General features: G+C 54.9%; 11 protein-coding genes and 3 tRNA genes. 7 read left to right on the forward strand and 7 right to left on the reverse strand.

Annotation, left to right across the window (positions count from 1 at the left end):
- Window positions 1–336: 336 nt before the first annotated feature.
- Entirely contained in the window at window positions 337–2,511 is a 2,175-nt protein-coding gene (gene katG / locus QVF59_RS02200) for a catalase/peroxidase HPI (protein ID WP_287877113.1), read from the reverse strand.
- Between the two features lie 453 nt (window positions 2,512–2,964).
- On the reverse strand, window positions 2,965–3,969 hold the full coding sequence (locus tag QVF59_RS02205) for a recombination-associated protein RdgC (protein WP_287877114.1): 1,005 nt from the start codon (window positions 3,967–3,969) through the stop codon (window positions 2,965–2,967).
- Between the two features lie 91 nt (window positions 3,970–4,060).
- Here QVF59_RS02205 and QVF59_RS02210 point away from each other — a divergent pair.
- The 3 genes from QVF59_RS02210 (at window position 4,061) to QVF59_RS02220 (ending at window position 4,432) form a co-directional block, all read left to right on the forward strand.
- Window positions 4,061–4,137, forward strand: a tRNA-Pro gene (locus QVF59_RS02210).
- Window positions 4,138–4,219: 82 nt separating this feature from the next.
- Window positions 4,220–4,296: transfer RNA gene (locus tag QVF59_RS02215), tRNA-Pro, on the forward strand.
- A gap of 60 nt (window positions 4,297–4,356) precedes the next feature.
- Window positions 4,357–4,432 (forward strand) — tRNA-Thr (locus QVF59_RS02220).
- Window positions 4,433–4,802: 370 nt separating this feature from the next.
- On the opposite strand, the gene QVF59_RS02225 is transcribed toward QVF59_RS02220, so the two are convergent.
- Window positions 4,803–5,228 (reverse strand): helix-turn-helix domain-containing protein, encoded by a 426-nt coding sequence (locus QVF59_RS02225; protein ID WP_287877115.1) that lies wholly within the window; start codon window positions 5,226–5,228, stop codon window positions 4,803–4,805.
- Window positions 5,229–5,368: 140 nt separating this feature from the next.
- Between QVF59_RS02225 and QVF59_RS02230 the strand changes: the two genes are divergently transcribed.
- Both QVF59_RS02230 and QVF59_RS02235 read left to right on the forward strand, forming a co-directional pair.
- Entirely contained in the window at window positions 5,369–6,124 is a 756-nt protein-coding gene (locus QVF59_RS02230) for a helix-turn-helix transcriptional regulator (protein ID WP_287877116.1), read from the forward strand.
- Window positions 6,125–6,178: 54 nt separating this feature from the next.
- Window positions 6,179–6,802 (forward strand): glutathione S-transferase family protein, encoded by a 624-nt coding sequence (locus QVF59_RS02235; RefSeq protein WP_287877118.1) that lies wholly within the window; start codon window positions 6,179–6,181, stop codon window positions 6,800–6,802.
- 188 nt (window positions 6,803–6,990) lie between these two features.
- On the opposite strand, the gene QVF59_RS02240 is transcribed toward QVF59_RS02235, so the two are convergent.
- Window positions 6,991–8,052 (reverse strand): SDR family oxidoreductase, encoded by a 1,062-nt coding sequence (locus QVF59_RS02240; RefSeq protein ID WP_287877120.1) that lies wholly within the window; start codon window positions 8,050–8,052, stop codon window positions 6,991–6,993.
- A 126-nt stretch (window positions 8,053–8,178) separates the two neighbouring features.
- Here QVF59_RS02240 and QVF59_RS02245 point away from each other — a divergent pair, with 126 nt between their 5' ends.
- Window positions 8,179–8,538 (forward strand): MerR family transcriptional regulator, encoded by a 360-nt coding sequence (locus tag QVF59_RS02245; RefSeq protein ID WP_287877122.1) that lies wholly within the window; start codon window positions 8,179–8,181, stop codon window positions 8,536–8,538.
- 560 nt (window positions 8,539–9,098) lie between these two features.
- Here QVF59_RS02245 and QVF59_RS02250 read toward each other — a convergent pair.
- Both QVF59_RS02250 and QVF59_RS02255 read right to left on the reverse strand, forming a co-directional pair.
- Window positions 9,099–10,844 carry a ShlB/FhaC/HecB family hemolysin secretion/activation protein gene (locus QVF59_RS02250; protein WP_287877124.1) on the reverse strand — a complete coding sequence of 582 codons (1,746 nt, stop codon included), beginning with the start codon at window positions 10,842–10,844 and terminating at the stop codon, window positions 9,099–9,101.
- A gap of 17 nt (window positions 10,845–10,861) precedes the next feature.
- Entirely contained in the window at window positions 10,862–18,511 is a 7,650-nt protein-coding gene (locus tag QVF59_RS02255) for an MBG domain-containing protein (protein ID WP_287877126.1), read from the reverse strand.
- Window positions 18,512–19,511: 1,000 nt separating this feature from the next.
- Here QVF59_RS02255 and QVF59_RS02260 point away from each other — a divergent pair.
- Window positions 19,512–21,101, forward strand: a complete 1,590-nt coding sequence (locus tag QVF59_RS02260) for an EAL domain-containing protein (RefSeq protein WP_287877128.1) — start codon at window positions 19,512–19,514, stop codon at window positions 21,099–21,101.
- Window positions 21,102–21,133: 32 nt separating this feature from the next.
- On the opposite strand, the gene QVF59_RS02265 is transcribed toward QVF59_RS02260, so the two are convergent.
- A complete protein-coding gene (locus tag QVF59_RS02265) occupies window positions 21,134–21,358 on the reverse strand; it encodes a hypothetical protein (RefSeq protein ID WP_287877130.1) in 225 nt (74 codons plus the stop codon).
- Window positions 21,359–21,360: the final 2 nt, after the last annotated feature.

Consider the following 21,360-nt stretch of genomic DNA (forward strand, 5'->3'; position numbering starts at 1 on the left):
GATGCCAAGCAGAATGCGCAGATGCTGCCATATACGCACGCGAGGCCGGGTGGTGGGCTGAGTGGCTTGCATGCTTAACTCCTTTCAACTAGATAATTCATCTTTCATTTTAATGAGAATAATTATCAAGTAAAATTTATCTTTTCAAAGTTTTGATTGAAAAAATTAATCAAAATGAGAGTATTGTTAGCTCCCATGCCGCTATTCGGGCAGGCATGCGTGGCATTGCCACATCCAGGTCCCTGTCTTTTCTGGTATTCGGCAGAAGGCTAGGCAAAAAAGAAGCCGTACAGCCATGTGGCTGTGCGGCTTCTGGTGACTGCCTGCCAGCGCCGGTCAGCTCAGATCATAACGATCGGCATTCATCACCTTGGTCCAGGCGGCAGCAAAGTCCTGGATGAACTTTTGCTGGTTATCATCCTGGGCATAGACCTCGGCATAGGCGCGCAGGATGGAGTTGGAGCCGAATACCAGATCTACGCGGCTTGCAGTCCATTTCACCGCGCCGGTGCTGCGCTCGCAAATCTCGTACAGATTACGCCCGGCCGGTTTCCAAGTGTAGGCCATGTCAGTTAGGTTGACAAAGAAGTCGGTGGTCAACTGGCCTGGACGGTCGGTAAACACCCCCAGCTTGCTGCTGCCATGGTTGCTGTCCAGTACCCGCAGGCCGCCAACCAGAACCGTCATTTCACTGGCAGTCAGTCGCATCAGCTGTGCACGGTCCAGCAGCAATTCCTCAGCACTGACGGTAAAGTCCTGCTTCAGCCAGTTGCGGAAGCCATCAGCCAGCGGTTCCAGCACGGCAAAGGAATCGGCATCGGTCTGTTCTGCTGTGGCATCGCCGCGACCCGGTGCAAAGGGAAGTGTCAACGCATGTCCTGCAGCCTTGGCAGCCTGTTCGATACCGACATTGCCACCCAAGACGATGGCATCCGCCACACTGATGGAAAATTCGGCAGCGATTTTCTCAAGTACAGCCAATACTTTGGCCAGTTGGGCCGGTTCGTTGCCCGCCCAATCCTTTTGCGGTGCCAGGCGGATACGTGCACCATTGGCACCGCCGCGTTTGTCCGAACCACGGAAGGTGCGTGCACTGTCCCAGGCGGTGCAGACCAGTTCGGCAATACTCAGGCCACTGGCCGCGATCTTTGCCTTGACTGCATCTACATCGTAGTCAGTGCGACCAGCCGGGATCGGGTCTTGCCAGATCAAGTCTTCCTGCGGTGTATCCGGGCCGATATAGCGGGCTTTCGGGCCCATGTCGCGGTGGGTCAGCTTGAACCAGGCGCGGGCGAACACATCGGAGAAGTAGGCCGGGTCCTGGTGGAAGCGCTCGGAAATCTTGCGGTATTCCGGATCAACTTTCATGGCCATGTCGGCGTCTGTCATGATCGGCATACAGCGGATGTCGGGGTTTTCCACATCAACTGGCTTGTCTTCCTCGCGGATATCGATCGGCACCCATTGCCAGGCACCCGCCGGGCTCTTGCTCAGCGTCCATTCATGACCCAGCAGCATGTCGAAGTAGCCGTTGTCCCACTGGGTGGGGTGGGTGGTCCAGGCACCTTCGATACCGCTGGTTACCGTGTCACGGCCAATGCCGCGGCTGCTGTGATTCATCCAGCCCAGGCCCTGTTCTTCCAGATCGGCACCTTCCGGTGCTGCGCCCAGCCGGGAGGCGTCGCCATTGCCATGGGTCTTGCCTACAGTGTGGCCACCTGCGGTCAGGGCAACGGTTTCCTCGTCATTCATTGCCATGCGGGCAAATGTCTCGCGGATGTCGTGTGCGGTCTTTTGCGGATCCGGCTGGCCATCCACTCCTTCCGGGTTGACGTATATCAGGCCCATCATTACTGCGGCCAGCGGGTTTTCCAAAGTCCGGCTACCCGAATAGCGGCTGCCTTCGCCACCGCTGGGGGCCAGCCACTTCTTTTCCGAACCCCAGTAGATATCCTTTTCCGGATGCCAGATATCCTCGCGACCAAAGGAAAAGCCGAAAGTCTTGAGACCCATGGATTCATAGGCCATGTTGCCAGCCAGAATCATCAGGTCGGCCCAGCTGAGCTTGTTGCCGTATTTCTTTTTGATGGGCCACAAAAGGCGGCGTGCCTTGTCCAGATTGGCATTGTCCGGCCAGGAGTTAAGTGGAGCAAAGCGCTGATTGCCGGTGCCGGCACCGCCACGACCGTCTGCAATGCGATAGCTGCCGGCAGAGTGCCATGCCATGCGGATCATCAGGCCGCCGTAGTGGCCCCAGTCAGCAGGCCACCAGGGTTGGCTGTTGGTCATCAGGGTCTTGAGGTCTGTTTTCAGAGCCTCAACATCCAGCTTTTTCACTTGCTCACGGTAGTCAAAGTCCGACCCCATCGGATTGGTCTTGCTGTCGTGCTGATGCAGGATGTCCAGATTAAGCGCATTAGGCCACCAGTCGGTGTTGGACATGCTCGTTTGTGTCATGCCACCGTGCATTACCGGACATTTGCCTGCAGAACCTGCATGTGTATTCGCCATCTCTTGCTCCTGTTTCGTATGCTTTGAGTTGTCCCGGGGCTGCTGGCCCCGCCAGAGTCAATCCATGTATTGCCCGTACCTGTTCCTGCCTTTTATTGCTACTGCAGGGCCGAAAAAGCTGCCAGCATGTCGAGCAACACTTCCTGCCACGTCAGTTGGTTGTGCATGACGCTCTCCCTGTGTACTGGATTGGTAGCCTTATTTGTACTGTAAGACCTGTTCTTTTTTACTGGGATAATTCCCTATTATTGATAGGAAAAATCTTAATAAACAGAAACCGTGATATCGCTATCCAACAAGTCCTGAATACAGCATGGCGACTTCTGGTGTGCTGCCATTATGGTTTTTTGCCATAGATTTGTTAAATTGATTGTTATAAATTGATTGTTAGATTTGTGCTATCGAAAAAAAAGAGCCCGCAGGCTCTTGTCGTATTGAACACCGGATGGCGTGTCAGTCCCAGGGAACATCCCGGGCATCGTCACCTGCAGGCGTGACGCTGCTGCTGCCAGCGGTATCCGAGGATGAAGATGCACTTGCAACAGGTGGGTTGGCCTGGCTATCTTCCAGTCCGCCAAGTGCTTCGATCAGCGCATCTACCAGTTCTCCCAACTCCTCGCTCATCAGGGTGAAGGTTGCTTCAAACAGACTTTCGCGATCATCCCCGGCCTGGCTGGCTTCCTCCTGGAGTACATCCAGAAACTGGATGCGCTTGAGTTGCAGTGCGTCAGTCAGCATGAAGCGAATCTTCTCTTGCCAGATCAGGCCGATGCGCGTTACCTGCTTGCCGGTGGCAATATGCTGGCGGATTTCGTCTGCTGTCAGATCCATACGGGTGCAGCGAATGACTGCACCGTTTTCGCTACCATCCTTTAGTTCGCAATCGGCATCCAGCTCGAAGCCAAAAGGGGCTGCGCCGGCAGCCAGCCAGTCGGTCATGGCAGTATGGGGGGCCAGCTTGGTGCGTGGCAGGGCGGCGGGGAAGGGGGGAAGCGCTTCGCGCAGCTTGGATACCAGCGCCTCGGCCTTGCTCGCTGTGCCGGAGTCCACCATCATCCAGCCGCGGCGGCAGTCCAGGTAGGCTGTGGTGCGGTGGGTGCGGACAAAGGCACGCGGCAACAGGTCATCGGTGATCTGCTCCTTGAGCGCCAGCTTCTCTTTACGGCCGACCTTGCGTACTTCCTTTTCTTCTATTTCCTGCACCTTGAGATCGACAAAATCACGGATGACACCAGCGGGCAGTACCTTGTCCTCGCGTTTAAGGGAAAGCAGCTGGCAGTCCCGCACATGGAATACCGGGCTATCCAGATGCGCAGCTGGCGCTACCCAGCCTTCACTGAACCAGTCCAGGCCACCACAGTGCTGGAAGGGGCTTTTCCCCAGAGCCTGGGAGAGCTTGCCGGTTTCGTGCAGGGATTCGCCGTTCAGGCGATAAAAAGATAGTTGCTTAAACCACATAAATGTTCCATAATGCGCGTCCTCTGATGTCGCTGATTGTAACCCGGAAACGGACCAAAAAGCTGATAGCAGAGTGCAGAAATTAGGGAAGCGGAGTGTAGCTTAGCCTGGTAGAGCGCTACGTTCGGGACGTAGAGGCCGGAGGTTCGAATCCTCTCACTCCGACCAGAATTTCTGCAAATAGTATTGCAAAAAACCGAAATTAAGGTTAAATTGCACCTCTCGCAAATTAAGACTGCGAGAAACAAATCGGAGTGTAGCTTAGCCTGGTAGAGCGCTACGTTCGGGACGTAGAGGCCGGAGGTTCGAATCCTCTCACTCCGACCAGATTCAAAAAAGCCTTGAATTTCTTCACAGAGACTCAAGGCTTTTTTACCAAGTTGGTTCGCCGGTATAGCTCAGTTGGTAGAGCAGCGCATTCGTAATGCGAAGGTCGGGGGTTCGACTCCTCTTACCGGCACCATTAAAATCAAGGCCTTACAGTAGAAATACTGTGAGGCCTTTTTCATTCATGTGGCTCCAGTGTAGCCAAATTTGGCAATGCCGATCAATGATCGCCGCTGTCTAGTGTGAGTGATCAGGCGTATCTGGCCAGGATTTTCATTTTCAACCCCCTAAAACTAGTCTTGTTGATCGCATGGGCGCTCTCTGTTGTTGGTGGGACTGAATGTGATTGTCCGCCCGTGCATAAAGAGCCGCAGATCCTTCGGTAGGATCTGCGGTTCTTGTGGTTTATGACATCGTAAATGGTTACGTCCTGGTTTCGGCCATTGCCGCCATGCGCGTGATTGCCCATCACTGTCGGCAATGGACTGACTCCCTGTCGCTAGGGGCTATAAGAAAGTCGAATGGCCACTTTCCTGTCTGACAAATACCAACTTCATGCCGATGGCGGACGTTCCAGGCGGCATTGGTTCAATGGCAGGTATCTGAGTGCAGCTGTCTCCCGGTTTGTCTGCACATAAGCACATCGCAGGCTTGAATCTAAAATCCTGCATGGCTATTTCTAGGCTGGGGTCCCGAAGGTCTTGCAGTCTCTCAGCTAAGGTTGCTTGTTGCATGGCTTTATTTCGTAGCGCTGCCATGCCCTTGCGTGCGCTACTTGGAGTAAGTCTGGTCCAGCGTTTATAGGCTTGCGAGAAGGTCGATAAGTCGCTGAAGCCCATTATCTCGGCAACTTCTGTCAAGGTAAGATGAATCGACCCGGCATTTGTAGCCATTTCCGGATAATTGGAGAGCACCACCAGCCGGTCGGTCAATCCGTCTTGCTCAGATGGTGGCTTTGGCCAAAGCTAGGTCTGATCTGGGTTGCAGGCCGTTATTATCTTCGGAAATGAATGCTTGCTACCCGACCAGATATGGCAACATGGTGCCTTCTGATCACACTAGCAGAGTGTTCATGTCTCGTACGGAAAGATTGTTTACCCTACTTCAAGCCTTGCGGCACCATCGCTTCCCTGTTCCCGGGGCCAGCCTAGCTGATGAACTTGGGATCAGTCTGCGGACACTTTACCGAGACATCGCAAGCTTGCAGGCACAGGGTGCCAATATTGAGGGTGAGCCTGGTCTGGGATATGTTTTGCGGCCTGGATTCATGTTGCCACCCTTGATGTTCACAGCAGAGGAAATTGAAGCACTTGTGCTTGGATCAAGATGGGTAGCCAAGCGCACGGACACTCATCTGGGTAGTGCAGCAAAAAATGCACTAGCCAAGATTTCCTCAGTGCTTCCGCAAGAATTGCGCCGCACCCTGGATAGCAGCTCTCTGATGGTGGGAACACCCTCATTGGCGGAAGCTGATGTGGTTGACTTATCGACAATCCGTCAGGCCATACGGGGTGAGTACAAACTGCGTATCAACTACTGTGATTTGCAGGGAAATGCTACACAGCGAACAATCTGGCCACTGGCATTGGGCTATTTTGATCATGTGCGCATGCTGGCAGGTTGGTGTGAAGTGCGTCAGGATTTCCGGCACTTCAGGACAGACCGAATCTCCGCACTATTCGTTACCAAAGAGCGCTATCCACGCAGAAAGCAAGAACTGCTAAACGAGTGGCGAGCATGTGATACATACCAACGGGCAAGCAAAAACAATATTGGCAACGATAGCCTGGCCCTAATTAACAAGACCATGACTGCTGACAGAAACTGACAGTACTTGCGAATACGATGGCATCACTTAAGGTCAATCACTGGAGTGTCAGCCATGCGTTTTTACTACCATCCTCTTTCTTCTTGTAGCCGCCGGGTGCTTCTGGTTGCGCAACAACTAGGCATAAAGCTTGAACTGATATCAGTTGATTTGTTTCGTGGCGAGCAAAACACGCCACCATTCTTGAAACTAAACCCAAATCATCAGGTTCCCGTGCTTGATGATGAAGGATATGTACTATGGGAGTCTTACGCCATCATGCAGTACCTGGCTGAGTTGGCCCAGAACAAGTCGTTGTATTCTGGAACAGCGCAAGAACGTGCAAATGTAAGCCGCTGGATGTACTGGTGCGGTCAGCACTTGATGCCGGCAATCAGCATCCTCAACTGGGAAAATTCAATCAAGGAAATAGCGGGGCTAGGGGCTGCCATCCACTCTGAAGTCGAGCGAGCTGAAGCTAAGTTTGTCGAGGCTTGCCAGGTTCTCGATACGCATCTTGCCGGGCAAGAGTGGATTTGTGGCAGCCAACTATCACTTGCTGATCTTGCTATTGCGGCACCGCTTGGCGATTGGCATCGTGCCAAACTTCCACTCATCCAATTTAACCAAATTTGGAGATGGTTCCTGCAGATTCAGGAGTTGGACTGCTGGAAGGAAACGGAACAAGACCCGAACTGACAGGTGGACTGATTCAGACAAGGTGTTGTCGGATTAAAAAATATCAACCTAACTCCGTATAGCAGTGACTACCATTGTGGTGCGAGTATCTGCTCAGGTTGGCCCACTAGCGTTACAGTAGCCTCGCCAGCGGTAGATCGGCCTAAACGGCCGTCTACCGCATCGGTAATGATCGACAGTTCGCATTATTAACTGGAGTTCACTTTGCCAGGCTTGTACGTATCCCTTCGAGTAGCACTTTGTCGGGTCCACATAACCTCATCTGCCAATGTTTCTTCCATCGGCCTGAAACCCAGACCAAATCTCATCCGGATTTTTTCCGCCGAAAATTTTCTTCCGTAGTCGTTTGCGATATTGCTTACCGTGGCCAAGCTGAGTAATACAGGCCTGCCCGTCAATCGAGCAAAGAGCTCTTGCAGGGACGCGATGGCATACAACATTATGCGGGGCAATTTCCGCCGTGGGGCAGGTACACCGCTTACGGCTTCCATCATTTGCAAAAGCCTGGCCATGGTGACTGGGTGGCCGGCAGCCAAATAGCGCTCGCCCCGTCGCCCCGTTTTACTGGCTGCCAAAGCGACCAGCGCGACATCTCGGGCATCGACCACAGAGAATGCAGCATCAATGACTCCCGGGATTTTTTGCTGTAGGTAATCCTGTACGAACTGCCCAGCCGAAGTCGGGCCAAGATCGCCCGGTCCATGCATCCAGCCAGGCAGGACAAGGGAGATGTGCATGTCCTGATGGCTGTCGAGAAAAGCGAATATCACCTCATCGGTTTCGATTTTGCTGCAGTAATAGTCATCCGGTGCTGCTTCACGTGCCAGCACCATGGTTTCGTCGGTCAACCCTGTCGCGTTACGGCCCAATGCCGCGATAGAGCTAATATGGACCATACGCCGAATTCCAGCCGCATATGCCTCGTTCAGCAGGTTTTGCGTACCCTCGACATTGGTTTTGTGCAGGGCGGCCAGATGGCGACCACCTTGGTAGCTTTCACGGAAATACGCTGCAGTATGAAAAATAACTTCGCATCCCTGCAATGCTGGTGCAAAGCCGTCCACACTGGTCAGATCGCCCAGTACCACCTCTAAGCGCTTACCGATTAGCTCCCCGAACTGCTGAGTGGCTTTCTGTTCTGACCTGGCTAGAGCCTTAACCCGATAACCTTCCGCGAGTAGCAAACGAACAAGATTGCTACCCAGCAATCCAGTCGCGCCGGTGACAAATGCGATTTTTTCATGTGACATGTTTTTCCCTAATCGTTAGCGCATAAGAGGGCATTGCGGTAGACCGCCATGGCTGTTCGAAAGGGCACTGTAAACATTGGTGTATAGTCCAAGGTCAAGGCAAAAATTATTTGGGAGAGCTTGATCATGCGGATTGGAGAGTTGGCAGACCAGATGGGGATGACGCGTGATGCTATCCGATTCTACGAACGGATAGGTCTTATCAAGCCCGAGCGTGGTCCAGAAGGCAGCCACGGCTACCGCCGGTATGATGGTTCAGCGGTTCGACGCTTGGGCCTGATCAGGAAAGCCAAGGCTTTGGGATTTTCACTTGGAGAAATTCAAGAGCTATTGGATGCATGGGCCAATCACAGTTTCCGGCCGGAACAGAAGCGCGCAGTTATTGCCGACAAGATTGGGGTAATCGAGCGAAAGATTTTGGAGCTACAGGAGCTTTCAAGTGAGCTCAAATTGGCTCTGGCCGGTATCCGCGACGAGTGTCAATAAATAGACAGTGAATCGCCCCAGCATTTTTAGCCATTTCCGGATGACTGTTTAGCACCACAAGCAGGTCGATCAATCCACCCATGCTCAGATGGAGGCTTTGGCCAACCAACTGACAATACGTCAGCCCGTTCGGTAGCAGTTCGGCCACAACTGTCGTCAGCGTCATAGCGCTTTATCGACGGCTTCTACTGTGTAAGCGGCCTTATCACTCTGTACATGGGAATCGGGACAGACCAACAAGAACAGTCAGCTCTAGAGCAGGATCACTTGGTGATGGGGCGAGTGAAGGAGGAACATGGATGCACCGAGAACGTTAAGCTTCTTCTTGCCAATGGCGCGGACACCACAATGAGAACCGCCTCAGGGAAGTCCGCAGCCGATCTTGCCAGGCAATAAGGGTACAACATGATTATTAGTCTTCTAGAACAAACAGCCGTTTCGCAGTCCGAGCGGCCTTGGTGGAAATTTTGGTAACCGTTGCTATTTTGCGCACAACGATTCCCGCCCCATCAATCGAGCGGGAGTCGTGCGAAAAGCTGCGTTAGGTTGCTCGGTTCTCGCTAAAAACCCACCGTCACCCTGACCTCCACCGCGTTATCCCCACTGTGCGTCTGGCTCGCCTGCCAAAAATTGTGGGCCCACGACGCTGAAGCGCTTAATGTGCTGCCCAATTGATAGTCCATACCGATACCAGCAGACAAGGCATGTTGCGAGCCCGCGTTGTGATGATTGCGGCCATAGCCTCCATCCACGAACAGGTAGGGCATCAACAAGCTGTTTGCCCCCAGCATATTGAACGTCGGCAGATGCAGCTCGTTACGGCTCACGACCATCGAGTCGTAGGCGCCATCATCAAGCAGATAGCCACGCACCAGCCCCTCACCACCGATAGCGGTCTGCTCGGTATTGGGTAGCGCATTGCTGGAAAACTGCATAATCAGCTCGTTACGCAAACTCCACGACTTGGGCAGCCTGCTGAGCTGGGTTAGATGCACATTGAGGTACTGGTAGTCGGAATTGCTTACTCTTGCGCTGCTAAACGTCCGCATGGCCTGATCCGTGTTATCCCCGTTCAAGCCCCCTGGGCTGATATGCAATGCCGCATCAAGCCCGGTCTTGCTATCCACCCCTTGCCACAGCGCATTCCAGCTGAGATAAATTTGATCGGTCTCTTGTTGGCTATCGAGTACATCAGTGTTGCCGAAATAAGTTTTTTGTCGATCGCGTTTGACCTCTACGCCGTAAGCAAGATCACCAGGCAGACGTGAAACGTTGGATAGGCTGAAGCGATGTCCAAGTGAGAGTTCGTCGGTCAGATTACGCGCGAGAAACGGGTTGGAACTGGTATTGGTTTCAACATGGTTAAACGTCAATTCGATTTTCTGGCGCGCAGCAAATGGTAGGTCCAGATGCAGACCATGGCTGAGGTAGCGGTTATGGGCATACTCGCCACCTAAATGCCCGTTGGCATTTACCCCATCGTGCGAAGTGGTGTACTGATATGACAGTACCGAATCGGACGTCAGCAATCCGCCCACCATCGCCCCGGCGAAATAGCGATCCATCCCTGTGGCTTGAGTGCCGGAGTTGGCATAACCGAGGAAGGCTCGCCATGGTTTGGTCTCGGTAATCTGGACATCCAGATCGGAACGCCCAAAGCTGGCCGCAGGAGTAAACACCGCCTGCGCTTGCCGGAAGGGATAGCGATTGATCCAGTCCAGATCTGCCGTAAGCTGATAGGTATCGATCGGCTCGCCAGGCTGCTGGCGAATCAAGCCGCGCAGACGCGATGCAGTGGACGCAGAGGTAGCTTGTACCGATACCTTGCCATCCATGAATTCGAGTACGCGGATTTGCAATACCCCGCTACCGATGTTCTGCGGCGGCGTTGACAACGATATGAACGGAAAACCACGCTGTCGGTAATAACGCGCAATTGACGCCTCGATTTCGGCAATCAGCTTTCTGGATAGCGGACGCCCAAGCCAAGGCATGAGCAAGGCCTTGCCATCCGGTGTATTGAGCCGTGCCACGCGGCTGGTGTCGATGCCGGCCCCCCCCTCAGCGACGGATATATCGTCCGCCCCTAACAACACAATACCCGTCAATGTCGCCCCCAGCGGGGTGGCATCCTCAGACCCCGGCACGACATTAGGCGGCAGAATCATTTGCCGCTGAATCTGCGGCACGGGTGCCGGATTAAGTTCTATCGGTGCCGCAGCAGCAAATTCAGACATCGTTACAGTCAACAGACACCCCGCGGTTGCGTAGATGCTTCCCCAAACCAATGGCCTGATAGTATTCATTGTTATTATCTTTCCGCTTATTGCGCCGTGAATTGAATCGCATCACCGACATAGCGATTATCCGGATACGGTGAGCCAGTCATCTGCTCCCCGGACTGCCGAGCCAACTGCAAGCTGCCGCTGACAGCGCCAGCGGAGTCAGACTTCACCACAGCAGGGGATGCGCCCCCATTGCTGTTGCCAGTACTGCCATTACTACTGGCAGCCGACGAATTGCGCGCAGCCGCAGCCTCTGTACCAGTAGTCAGGCCGGTACTGGACAGTTCTGGCTGATTGAAACTAGAAGGACTCAGGTTGAAAGGCAGCCCCCCCTGCGTCGAAAAACTGGAGGCGTTGCTGTTCTGCCCGTTAGCCGGTAGCTGCTGCACACTGATTACCGGCAACAGGTTGATGGTTAAAATCCCCGGCTGGTAGGCAATGGTGTAGTTGGAAAGGCCGGAACCGGTGGCATTGGACGCGGTAATGACGTAACTGCCAGCAGCGGTCTGGGACGTCGTAGACGTTGCCCCGCCAGGTAAGGTTTCCGTGAGGCCGGTGACATTATCGCTACCGAACAGGCCAGAAGTCGTGTAGCCGGCCAGTGCATAAGGCATACCGGTCATGGTGGTCTGATTCGCCGCGGCAATCGTGAGTGCAGCCGGCACCACGGTGAGGCTTCCTGAACCACCAGACCAGGTGTAGTCCGCGTTGCTAAGCGCCAAGCCACTCAAGGTGGTCAACTGCTGGCTACCAACCATCCTGCCTGCCATACCCGCCGTGCCGCCAACAGTAACGCTGTCACCGTTGATCAGATTGCTCACTGTCAGGTTGCTGCCTTGCGCCGTGCTCGTACCGTTATAGGTCTGGCTACCGGTCAGGGTGACGGCCAGCGGGTTGATCGTCATGCTGCCGCTGGCCCCGCTCAGGGTGTAGTCGTTATCACTCAGCGTCAGGCTGTTGAAGCCAGACAGGGTGCGGTTGCCGGCATGTGTGCTGGCCAGGGTAGCGGTGCCGCCCACGGTAACACTGTCACCGTTGATCAGATTGCTCACCGTCAGGTTGCTGCCTTGCGCCGTGCTCGTACCGTTATAGGTCTGACTGCCGGTCAGGGAGACGGCCAACGGGTTGATCGTCATGCTGCCGCTGGCCCCGCTCAGGGTGTAGTCGCTATCACTCAGCGTCAGGCTGTTGAAGCCAGACAGGGCGCGGTTGCCGACATGGGTGCTGGCCAGGGTAGCGGTGCCGCCTACGGTAACACTGTCACCGTTGATCAGATTGCTCACCGTCAGGTTGCTGCCTTGCGCTGTGCTCGTACCGTTATAGGTCTGACTGCCGGTCAGAGAGACGGCCAACGGGTTGATCGTCATGCTGCCGCTAGCGCCAGTCAGGGTGTAGTTGGAGTTGTCGAGTGTCAGGCTATTGAAGCCAGACAGAGCGCGGTTGCCAGCATGCGCGCTGGCCAGGGTGGCAGTACCACCGACCGTGACGCTGTCACTGCCAACCAGGTTGCCAATCGACAGGTTGCCCCCTTGAGCTGTGGTCGTACCGTTATAGGTCTGGCTACCAGACAAGGTGACCGCCAGTGGTTGAATGGTCAGCGTACCGTTGGTGTTGCCGCTGGTTGCCAGCACATAGTTGGAAGCCGCCGAGCCGGTAAGGCCGGTAACTTTTTCTATATAGCTACCGACCGGTGTATTGGCAGCCAAGGTCACGCTGGATCCGCCTTGGGTAAAGGCTCCCACGGTGCCGAACACCTGATCGTTGTTGAGGATACCACTCAAGGTGGAGTTCCCCAGGGTCGCCAGCGTGCCATAGGTCGAGAAGGCATCTGCAACTGAATAGTTCAGCGAGGTGTAGAGTATTGCGGGTTGCAGGTTCAGGGTGCCAGTGTGGTACTGGATGGTGTAATTACCCAGTCCGGTCCCGGTCGCTGCCGACGGGGTGATCGTGTAGTTACCGACGGCCGTCGACGCGGAGGTTGCCGTCAAACCGCCCGGTATCGTTTCAGTCAAACCGGCAATGGCATCACTGTTGACCAGACCCGTTTGCGTGTAGCCGGTGTTTGGCGCGGTCGACAGCGTATATGGTGTCCCATAGGTGGCGGTTTGATCGCTGGCGGTGATGATTAAGGTCGCAGGGTTCACCGTCAATTGGCCGCTATTGGTGAACGTGGTGGCACCGTAACCGTTGCCAACGCTTAGCGTTCCTGTTGCCCCGCTAATCGTATAGGGGCCACCTGCCACGGTGGCAGCAACAGCCGTGCCACTTGACGACATGCTCGGCGCACCGCTGTACACCATGGCTGCGGTATCGGCGAGATAAGCGCCACTTACCGCTGGCTGTAGGCCGCTAATGGTGTAGTCGGACTGGATGGCTGAAGAGGCGTCAACGCCATATGTCTTGCTGTCGTTATGACTGGTAACGGTCAAATGCGGCTGATAGGCAAAAACGTAACGGTTGCCGCTGGCACTCACCGCCGCACCAGCCGCAGTATTCCACACCGCCGTGTTATTACTGTTCAGATTGCCGAAGGTATCCCCGCTCGGGCCAGCCGAGTACACCAGCCAAGTACCATTGGGAACAGATAGCGCACTTGCCCCCGCGTTGTTGATGAAGTTACCGCCGGTTTGCAGCGTAATCGTGCCGTTGTTTGCGCTAGCCGTCAGTGCGGCACCGCTGGACAAGGTGATGGAGCCGTTCTGGGTTCCAAGGTTTTTCACCGAGATGCTGCCACCACTGATACTGCTGGCCAACGTGATATTGCCGGCCGTGCTGTTGGTGTTACCGGCACCATTATCAAGCGTAATGTTCACCATGCCGCTACCTGCCGACAGGTTGGCACCGGATGCGACCGAGATGGATGCCGCACCACTATCGCGATCCGCATTGACCACGTTATGGGAAGCGGTATCGTTTGCAGTCAGCGTCAAATCACCATTGCCAGTATTGATGGCTGCGTTGACCGCGATGCTGCGGCCCGCATCAAGCGTCAGACCAGCTGTTGAGCCTGCATTGGCGGAAATCGCGCTGTTGACGGTGATGTCGTTATTGGCCTGCAGCGTGACAGAAGTGCCACTGTTAAGGGTTTGCAAAATCAGGCTGGGCGCGATGGTGACGTCGAGTCCAGACAGGAAGCCATAGGTGAAAAGGGTGGGGTCAGTAAACGCCAGCGTAACGGTCCCGCTGCCATCACTCGGCCGCGCCACCATGAACTCCTTGCCACTGCTGAGCGCCGATACCGTCTGGCTGTTGTTGGCGGCTATGCCGGTCAGGCTATTGCCCGTGCTGACGGTTCCGGTGATTGCACCGGTGGAATTGCTCCAGGTTGCCGCACCAAGGCCGCTGCTCCAGCTTGGACTGGAAATGACATAATCACCGCCGGAGAGTAGCGCAACACCGCCACTACCAACCTGATCACCGGCACTTCCACCGGTCAGGCTGTTACTGGATGATACTGCCCCAGTCACAGAGCCACCTTGACTGACATAGGTGACCGCACCTGCCTGGCTGTTCCATTGGGAGCTAAAAATCAGGTAATTGTTGCCGCTGAGATACTGCATGCCACCATAGCCAACCTGGTCGCCGCCCGTCGTCGAAATCGAGTAGGTGCCATTATCTTCCGCGTAATGGTACAAGGAGCCCGCCGTTGAACCGACCAGACTATTGGCAGAACCGACCACACCCGTCGCTCCGCTACTACCACTACCGAAGGAAACCGCACCACGGTTGTTGTTCCACAAAGGGCTGAACACGACATAGTCGTTATTGGCCTGTACGACAACATTGGTCATCCACAGATTCTGGTCGCTCTTGTAGAAAGAATTGGCGGAACCACCGCTACCAATCGCGTCGCCGTTCTCATACTGCTTAGAAACGTAGTTTCCATTATTGTAGTTGAAGGTATTGACGGTGCCTGAATATTGACCGACCAAACTATTAGACGAGGACACCGCCCCTACCGTCGCCGATGAGGGATTGATAAAGGAGATCGCCCCCTTGTTGCCTCCCCACAACGGACTCAAAACCAGGTAATTGCTGCCGCCATTATTGGACAGGGTCAGAATACCGCCCGAACCAACCTGATCGCCGCCAAACAGACTAACCACGTTACCGCTGACCGAACCGTTGAATTGTGTGGAAGCAGTGGAGCCGACCAGACTATTGCCCGATGTCACATTGCCGGATGTGGCCTGCGATGCCGTCATCAGCGTGACGGCACCTTTCTGCTGCGCCCAGTTGGGGCTGAGCACAACCCAATCACCATTATTCAGATTGACGATGCCACCACTGCCAACTTGATCGCCGCCAAGATTGTATGGATTGTTGCCACCCAGCGCTGCCGTGGTACCAACAATACTGTTGCTTGAGCTGATGCTACCCGTCACGCCCGTGCTACCACTGCCACGGGTAACCGCACCGCGATAACTGTTCCACACCGGGCTGAGCACAACGTAGTCGTTGTCGCTCAGGCTGACAATGCCGCCAGAGCCGACATTGTCGCCGCTGCTGCTGCCCACCAGGCTGTTGGATGACGATACCGTACCGGTAATGCCACTCGTGCCAGAACCAAAGGTGACTGCACCTTGACTGCCATTCCAGGCCGTGGCAGTCACCACATAATTACTATTACTGAGTTTGGTGACACTACCGACCTGGTCGCCACCGCTGATGGAATTCTGGTGATAGGTGGAGTCATAACCGGTTGCCGCGCCTGCCGTGCTACCCACCAGCGAATTGCTGGACGATACCGCACCCGTCAAGGGTGAGGTCAGCGACATGAAGGTGACCGCACCTATGTTGCTGTTCCAGTTGGTACTGGACACCACGACATTGCCGTTACCCAGATCAGTTATCCCGCCAGAGCCAACTGCATCGCCGCCATAGTAAGCGCGATAACCATAGTTGGAGGTGTAGTAGGTGTTGCCGCCACTGTCGCCAATGCCTTGGGTTGTCCCCACCAGACTGTTGGCGGCACTGACGGTACCGGTTACACCGCTGCTACCGTTACCGATGGTCACCGCACCGCGTCCATGCCCCCAGGCAGACGAAACCACGGCGTAGTAGCCGTTGGACAGCGCAACCACACTGTTACCAACACTGTCACCGTTGTAGTAACCATAGCTGGTGCCACTACTGGCACCGTTGCAGGAAATGCTACATGCGGCGGAATACCAGGTACCCGCATTACCAACCAGGCTGTTGGAAGCGCTGACCGCACCAGTCAGCCCCGAACTTTTATCAATCAGCGTTACCGCACCCGCGTTCTGGTTCCAATACGGGCTATCCACCACAAAATTGCCATTGCTCAGAATGGTGATGCCATTGGAGCCAACCTGATCGCCACCCAAGTTGTTATCTGCGGCAATTGTGCCATTGGAGCCAACCAGGCTATTGGATGATGAGACGACACCCGAGACGCCACTGGCAGCACTACCAAGCGTGACCGCCCCCATGCCGGTATTCCACTGCGGCGCGATGGACACGTAATTGTTGTTGGGCAGCAAGTTAACGGTGTTACCGATATAATCATTCGACGTACTACCCAGCAAGCTGTTGCTGGACGACACCGTGCCGGAAAGACTACCGTTGGCGCTCACCCAAGAGATGGCCCCCGCAGTGCCGTTCCAGCTCGGACTGAGGATCAAGAATGGCTTGGTGGTATCGTTGACCAGAGCGGTACCGATGTAATAGTTGTTGTACCAATTCTGATAATTAAGGAACAACAAGCCGCCGCTACCAACTTGGTCATTGGCATGCGAACCCTGCAACGCCGACATCAGCGCGCCGGTAGTGCCGTTATAAAAATACACCGAGCCGGCACCGCTATTGCTAGCTACCGTATCGTTTGGTTTGGTAACCACGTAGCTGCCATTGCTCAATTGCACCGCAACCGTACCGAAACCTGAGCCGGAGCCGGCATTCGGATCGATCAGATTGGCACTGGCAACATCCCCGGCGCTGGCGCTAATGGTAATGTTCTTCGGATCCAGCAGCAGTTTGCCCGCCGTTCCTGCGGTAGCACTGGCATTTGCCACACCGCCATAGACCAGCCGGTCGCCACTCGACACTTCAATCAGGCCACCATTGCCACCATGCTGGCCAGCTTGTGCGGTCACGGTTCCCAAGAAGGTGGTTTTGGTATTTGACCAGACTACAACCTGCCCACCATCACCAGTACTGGTGGCATTGGCGGCAAGCGTGGTCGAAGCATTGACGATGGTGGTATCCGCCGTTTGTGAACCACTACCATGCAGCCCGCCACCGATATTGATTTGGCCCCCGCCCTGCGCACCATTCGCTTCAAAATCAGCGGCGGCAAGCGCTACACGCTGGCCGAGAGCAGAAATCGTGCCGCCGTGCTGACCGTTGGCCGTCACTTTACCGGAGCTAAACACATTCGCCGTGCTTGCCAGCCGTACGGTGCCTGCCACCCCATTGGTGCTATTGGCCGAGGTTTGTGCCGATGCAGTCTGGATCAGACTATCCTGGGTTGACAACGTCACGACCCCACCCTGCCCGGTAAGGCCGTCTGCACTGATCGTGCCGGACTGTAACAAGCCAGCCCCTTGCACAGTGACATTGCCACCACTTGTGCCGTCCGCATGAATGGAGCCGGACTCGATAATCTGCCGCCCGGAGACCGTGATGCTGCCTGCCGCACCGCTACTCGACGACGCGGTCATGGTGCCGTCCAGCAAAATCACGCCATTGCTGCCGTTATGATCCGCCGCGGCCTCTACCTTTATTGAGCCACCAGCACTACCTGCACTCGTAGCGGATGCATCCAGCGTGGCACCACTGGCTACCTGAACCGTGCCACCGGGCGCTGATAACCAGATTTGTCCACCCTGACCACTCACCTCGGTGGCACGAATCAGGCCTTGGGTGTTACCCGCGAGCGCATACACATTGCCATTCTCGGTACGCAGTTCCGCAGCTGTCGCCTGGAGCAGGCCGGCATTGGTCACCGAGGTGGAAGTGCCACCAAGTCCGATGACAAACCGTCCATCCTGATCGGCCTGGTCCTTTACCAGCACCTGATAGCCCCCCAGCAGCCCAACTCGGCCATTACTAGCCTGAATATCGCCTTGATTGGTAACTTGAGTTGCAATCAGTACGACATCGCCGCCGGATGCCCCGATCTTGCCAAGATTGGTAACCGAGGCATTAGAATTGCCACTGAAGCTCAGAGAACCGCCAGCCATGAAGTTGTTATTGGGCAGATCCTGAGTTGAAGCAACAAAGCTGCCGCCCACCCGGACTTCACCATTGCGCCCAATAATGACTCCGGACGAGTTAATGAGGTATACGCTGCCGGAACTCGCCAGCAGACCATCGATAACCGAGGTCGGAGCACCCGACGCCACGCGGTTCAGCGTTGCCCCCGAGCCATTATTGAAGCGGACTGTCTCGTTGCCGGCGATCGAAAACGACGACCAGTCGATGATTGCGCGGGCAGTGTTCTGGTTGATCGTCGTCGTGTTGCCGGACGCGGCAATAGAGGCGCTGCCAGCCGAAACATTCCCCCCGACAGGAGCCGCCTCGGACAATGCGGAAGCCAGTACCAGAGACAGCGTCACCAGACTGCGGCAGGATGAACCACCCTTGCGTCGGCTGCGCGCTGTCTCTGCCACCACGACATAACACCCGCGACTGTCATTCCATACCGTGCGATAGGCGCTGTTCACCCTGATACTCCTTAATAGATGTGATAAACGAACTTACTTGAAGCAAGGGGACCAGTGCCGCCATCGATAGCTATTTGTCATAAAACGAGAACGTGGAAGCATACGGCCACCATATTGGTATGGCGTACATCATTTCAGGGTGCACGACGCAACAATCAGAAGCACATCGAACAGAATAGATGTGGATACATTTGGTAATGCGGATCAAACGCTACCTGGTGCGCAGTCAATACGCTCCACTTTGCATACAACAACAATTCACCAATAGTGAAATATGCATTCTATCGACACAGATGCATCCAAATGAGAGTTAATTGCATGCTCCTGCCAAATTTGATCAACGCTGAAACGTGCAAGAAGCCGCCTAAGTTGATAATTTTCGAGCAAATTGTGTCACTTCAGCTCTATTTGGATTTAGCTTGCTCGACATGAGGGGAGCAGCAATACGCCTCGAAATGACAATGTTTTTTTATATTATAATGTCCTATCAGTCAAGGTGAATTCCAAGTGTATTGCCCTCTAGTTGACTTGAGGTTACATGCAGCTGTGTGGCTCCAAGATGTAAGCCTGCAGTATCTCGAACGCGCTGCTTGGTGCTCTGCCGTAGAGGAAAAATATTTGTATGGATTCGATGGCACGAAAGCCAGACATTGAGAAACTGAGCTCTGGAATACGCTGGCTTCAAGACTGCTGGTTAACACGCAATCGCCATCTGATCTTTTCTACAGAACTTCGAGTGTGTCCGGTATTTTGTGTAAATGCAGTCATTGTCATTTCAATCTATGAAAGGCAGCTTTAACCGCTCTCAAGCCCCGCAAGGGACTAGCCTTACATCCGCACCTGTCAGCACTTTATTTGATGGTGATGATGGACTTGTCCTAAGGCAACGCAGTAAATCGGTCAATCAAGCTAACATGGCACCGTTAATTGCCATTAAATCCCTTAGCAAGGGTGCGGTTTCTGTCGCCCTCACGGCGAGGTGCGACAACAAGGAGATAATGTGACCGACCACATATCGGAGGCCGCCTTACGGTATGGACTGGCTGGAGATGAGTTCTGGCCGGCCTTCCAGCCCCAGTTGAATCTGGTCAGCGGGCACGTTTGCGGCTTCGAGGTGCTGGCTCGCTGGGACTCCCCACAACATGGTCGTATTTCGCCGGCAGCCTTCATTCCGCTGGCCGAACGCAGCGGCATGCTGCATACCTTGCTGTTGAAACTGATGGGCGAGGCCTGCCGCGTGGCCGCAGCCTGGCCGGGTCAGTTCTCGCTGGCATTCAACCTGGCACCCAGCCAGTTCCTCTTGCCGACGTTGGTTACTGACCTGCTCGACACCGTGTATAGCAGCGGTTTTCCCTTGTCACGAGTGGTCATTGAAATTACCGAAAGCGAGCTGTTCCACGATAATGCATCGGTGCAGCAAGTGCTGGGTGACCTCAAACAACACGGCATGGCGCTGTCTCTGGATGATTTCGGCACCGGCTATTCCAGTCTGACCCGGCTGTATTCACTGCCGTTTGATGAACTGAAGATCGATGCCAGTTTTGTGGCGGCGTTAAGTAGCGATACGCAATCGCTGCGGATCGTGACTGCCGTGCTGGGGCTTGGCCAAAGCCTGGGGCTGACCGTTGTGGCCGAAGGTGTGGAAAGCACGGAACAGGCCACTGTACTGCGTAAGCTTGGGTGCAATGCTGGGCAGGGCTTTCTGTGGTCACCTGCAGTGCCCGCTGCGCAAGCCTTGCAGCTCCTGCAGCAATGGGGCGGAGAGGCAACCCAGACCACGATGGACCTGTCACCGTTCCAGCGCCTGCACCAGTTGGAGGCACTGTACCAGGACTCACCAGTCGGCTTGTGCTTCATTGATTGCCAGATGCGGATTGTCAGTGCCAACCAACTGCTGGCTCGCTATCTGGGGGTGGAACTGGACTTCCTACTGAGCAAACCAGCCAGCCAGATATTTGGCCATGAAATGACCCCTAATCTAATGGCGGTACTGGTGCGGGTGATGGCTGGAGAAGCCTGCAAGACCACAGAATACTGCCATCAACCCAGCGGTACTACCTTCCTGATTGCCCATCAACGGATTGCCGATGCCCAGCAACTACCGCTGGGCGTGTCGTTGGTGTTAGTCGACATTACTAGCCGTATAGAGGCAGAGAGCCAGCTGCGGCAACGCGAAACCCACTTCCGGACTGTGCTGGAACTGGGCCCCAATGTCACCTGGCGTGCCGGTCCAGACGGGCTGGTTGACTATATGGGTGAGTTCGTCGATTGCCCGGCAGATGCCAGTTATCAGGAACGTCATGCTTGCTGGCTGGCCCGCATGAATCCCGATGACCGCGTACGTGTTCGCAATACCTGGTTGAGGCATCTGCCCAGCAAGCAGCCGTTTCTTGTCGAATTCCGCATTTTATGGCCGGATGGCAGCTGGCGCTGGATGCGCAGCCGTGCTTTTCCCGCCACGAACGAGCAAGGTGAGGTGCTGGCCTGGTACGGCATCATTTCTGACTTCACCACCGAGCACGAGTTGGTGCTGCGTGTGGTGGATCTAGAGCAGAAACTTTGCGAACGTGAGTCTAGCTCCTCGCGTTAGCGGGGGGAATTGCCCTTGCTTCTCTAGATACTTTAACGACCGAAATCAATACTGAGGCGGATGTCGAGAGTCTGGCCGTAACTGACTGCGTTGGCCGAACTCCTGCCTGTTACCTTTGTTTTAACCAAAAACAGAAACCCCTGACGAGTACAAGATAGCAGTTGAATAGCTTGTCCAGCCAGCCTTCCACCTGGCTGGAGATCACCGACCAGCCTTGTTGCAGGATGCTGGTGGCAGTCTTTTTGATGGTTTTCCATAG

Source organism: Aquitalea sp., from assembly GCF_030150775.1.
In the GTDB taxonomy this organism is placed as follows: Bacteria; Pseudomonadota; Gammaproteobacteria; order Burkholderiales; family Chromobacteriaceae; genus Aquitalea; species Aquitalea denitrificans.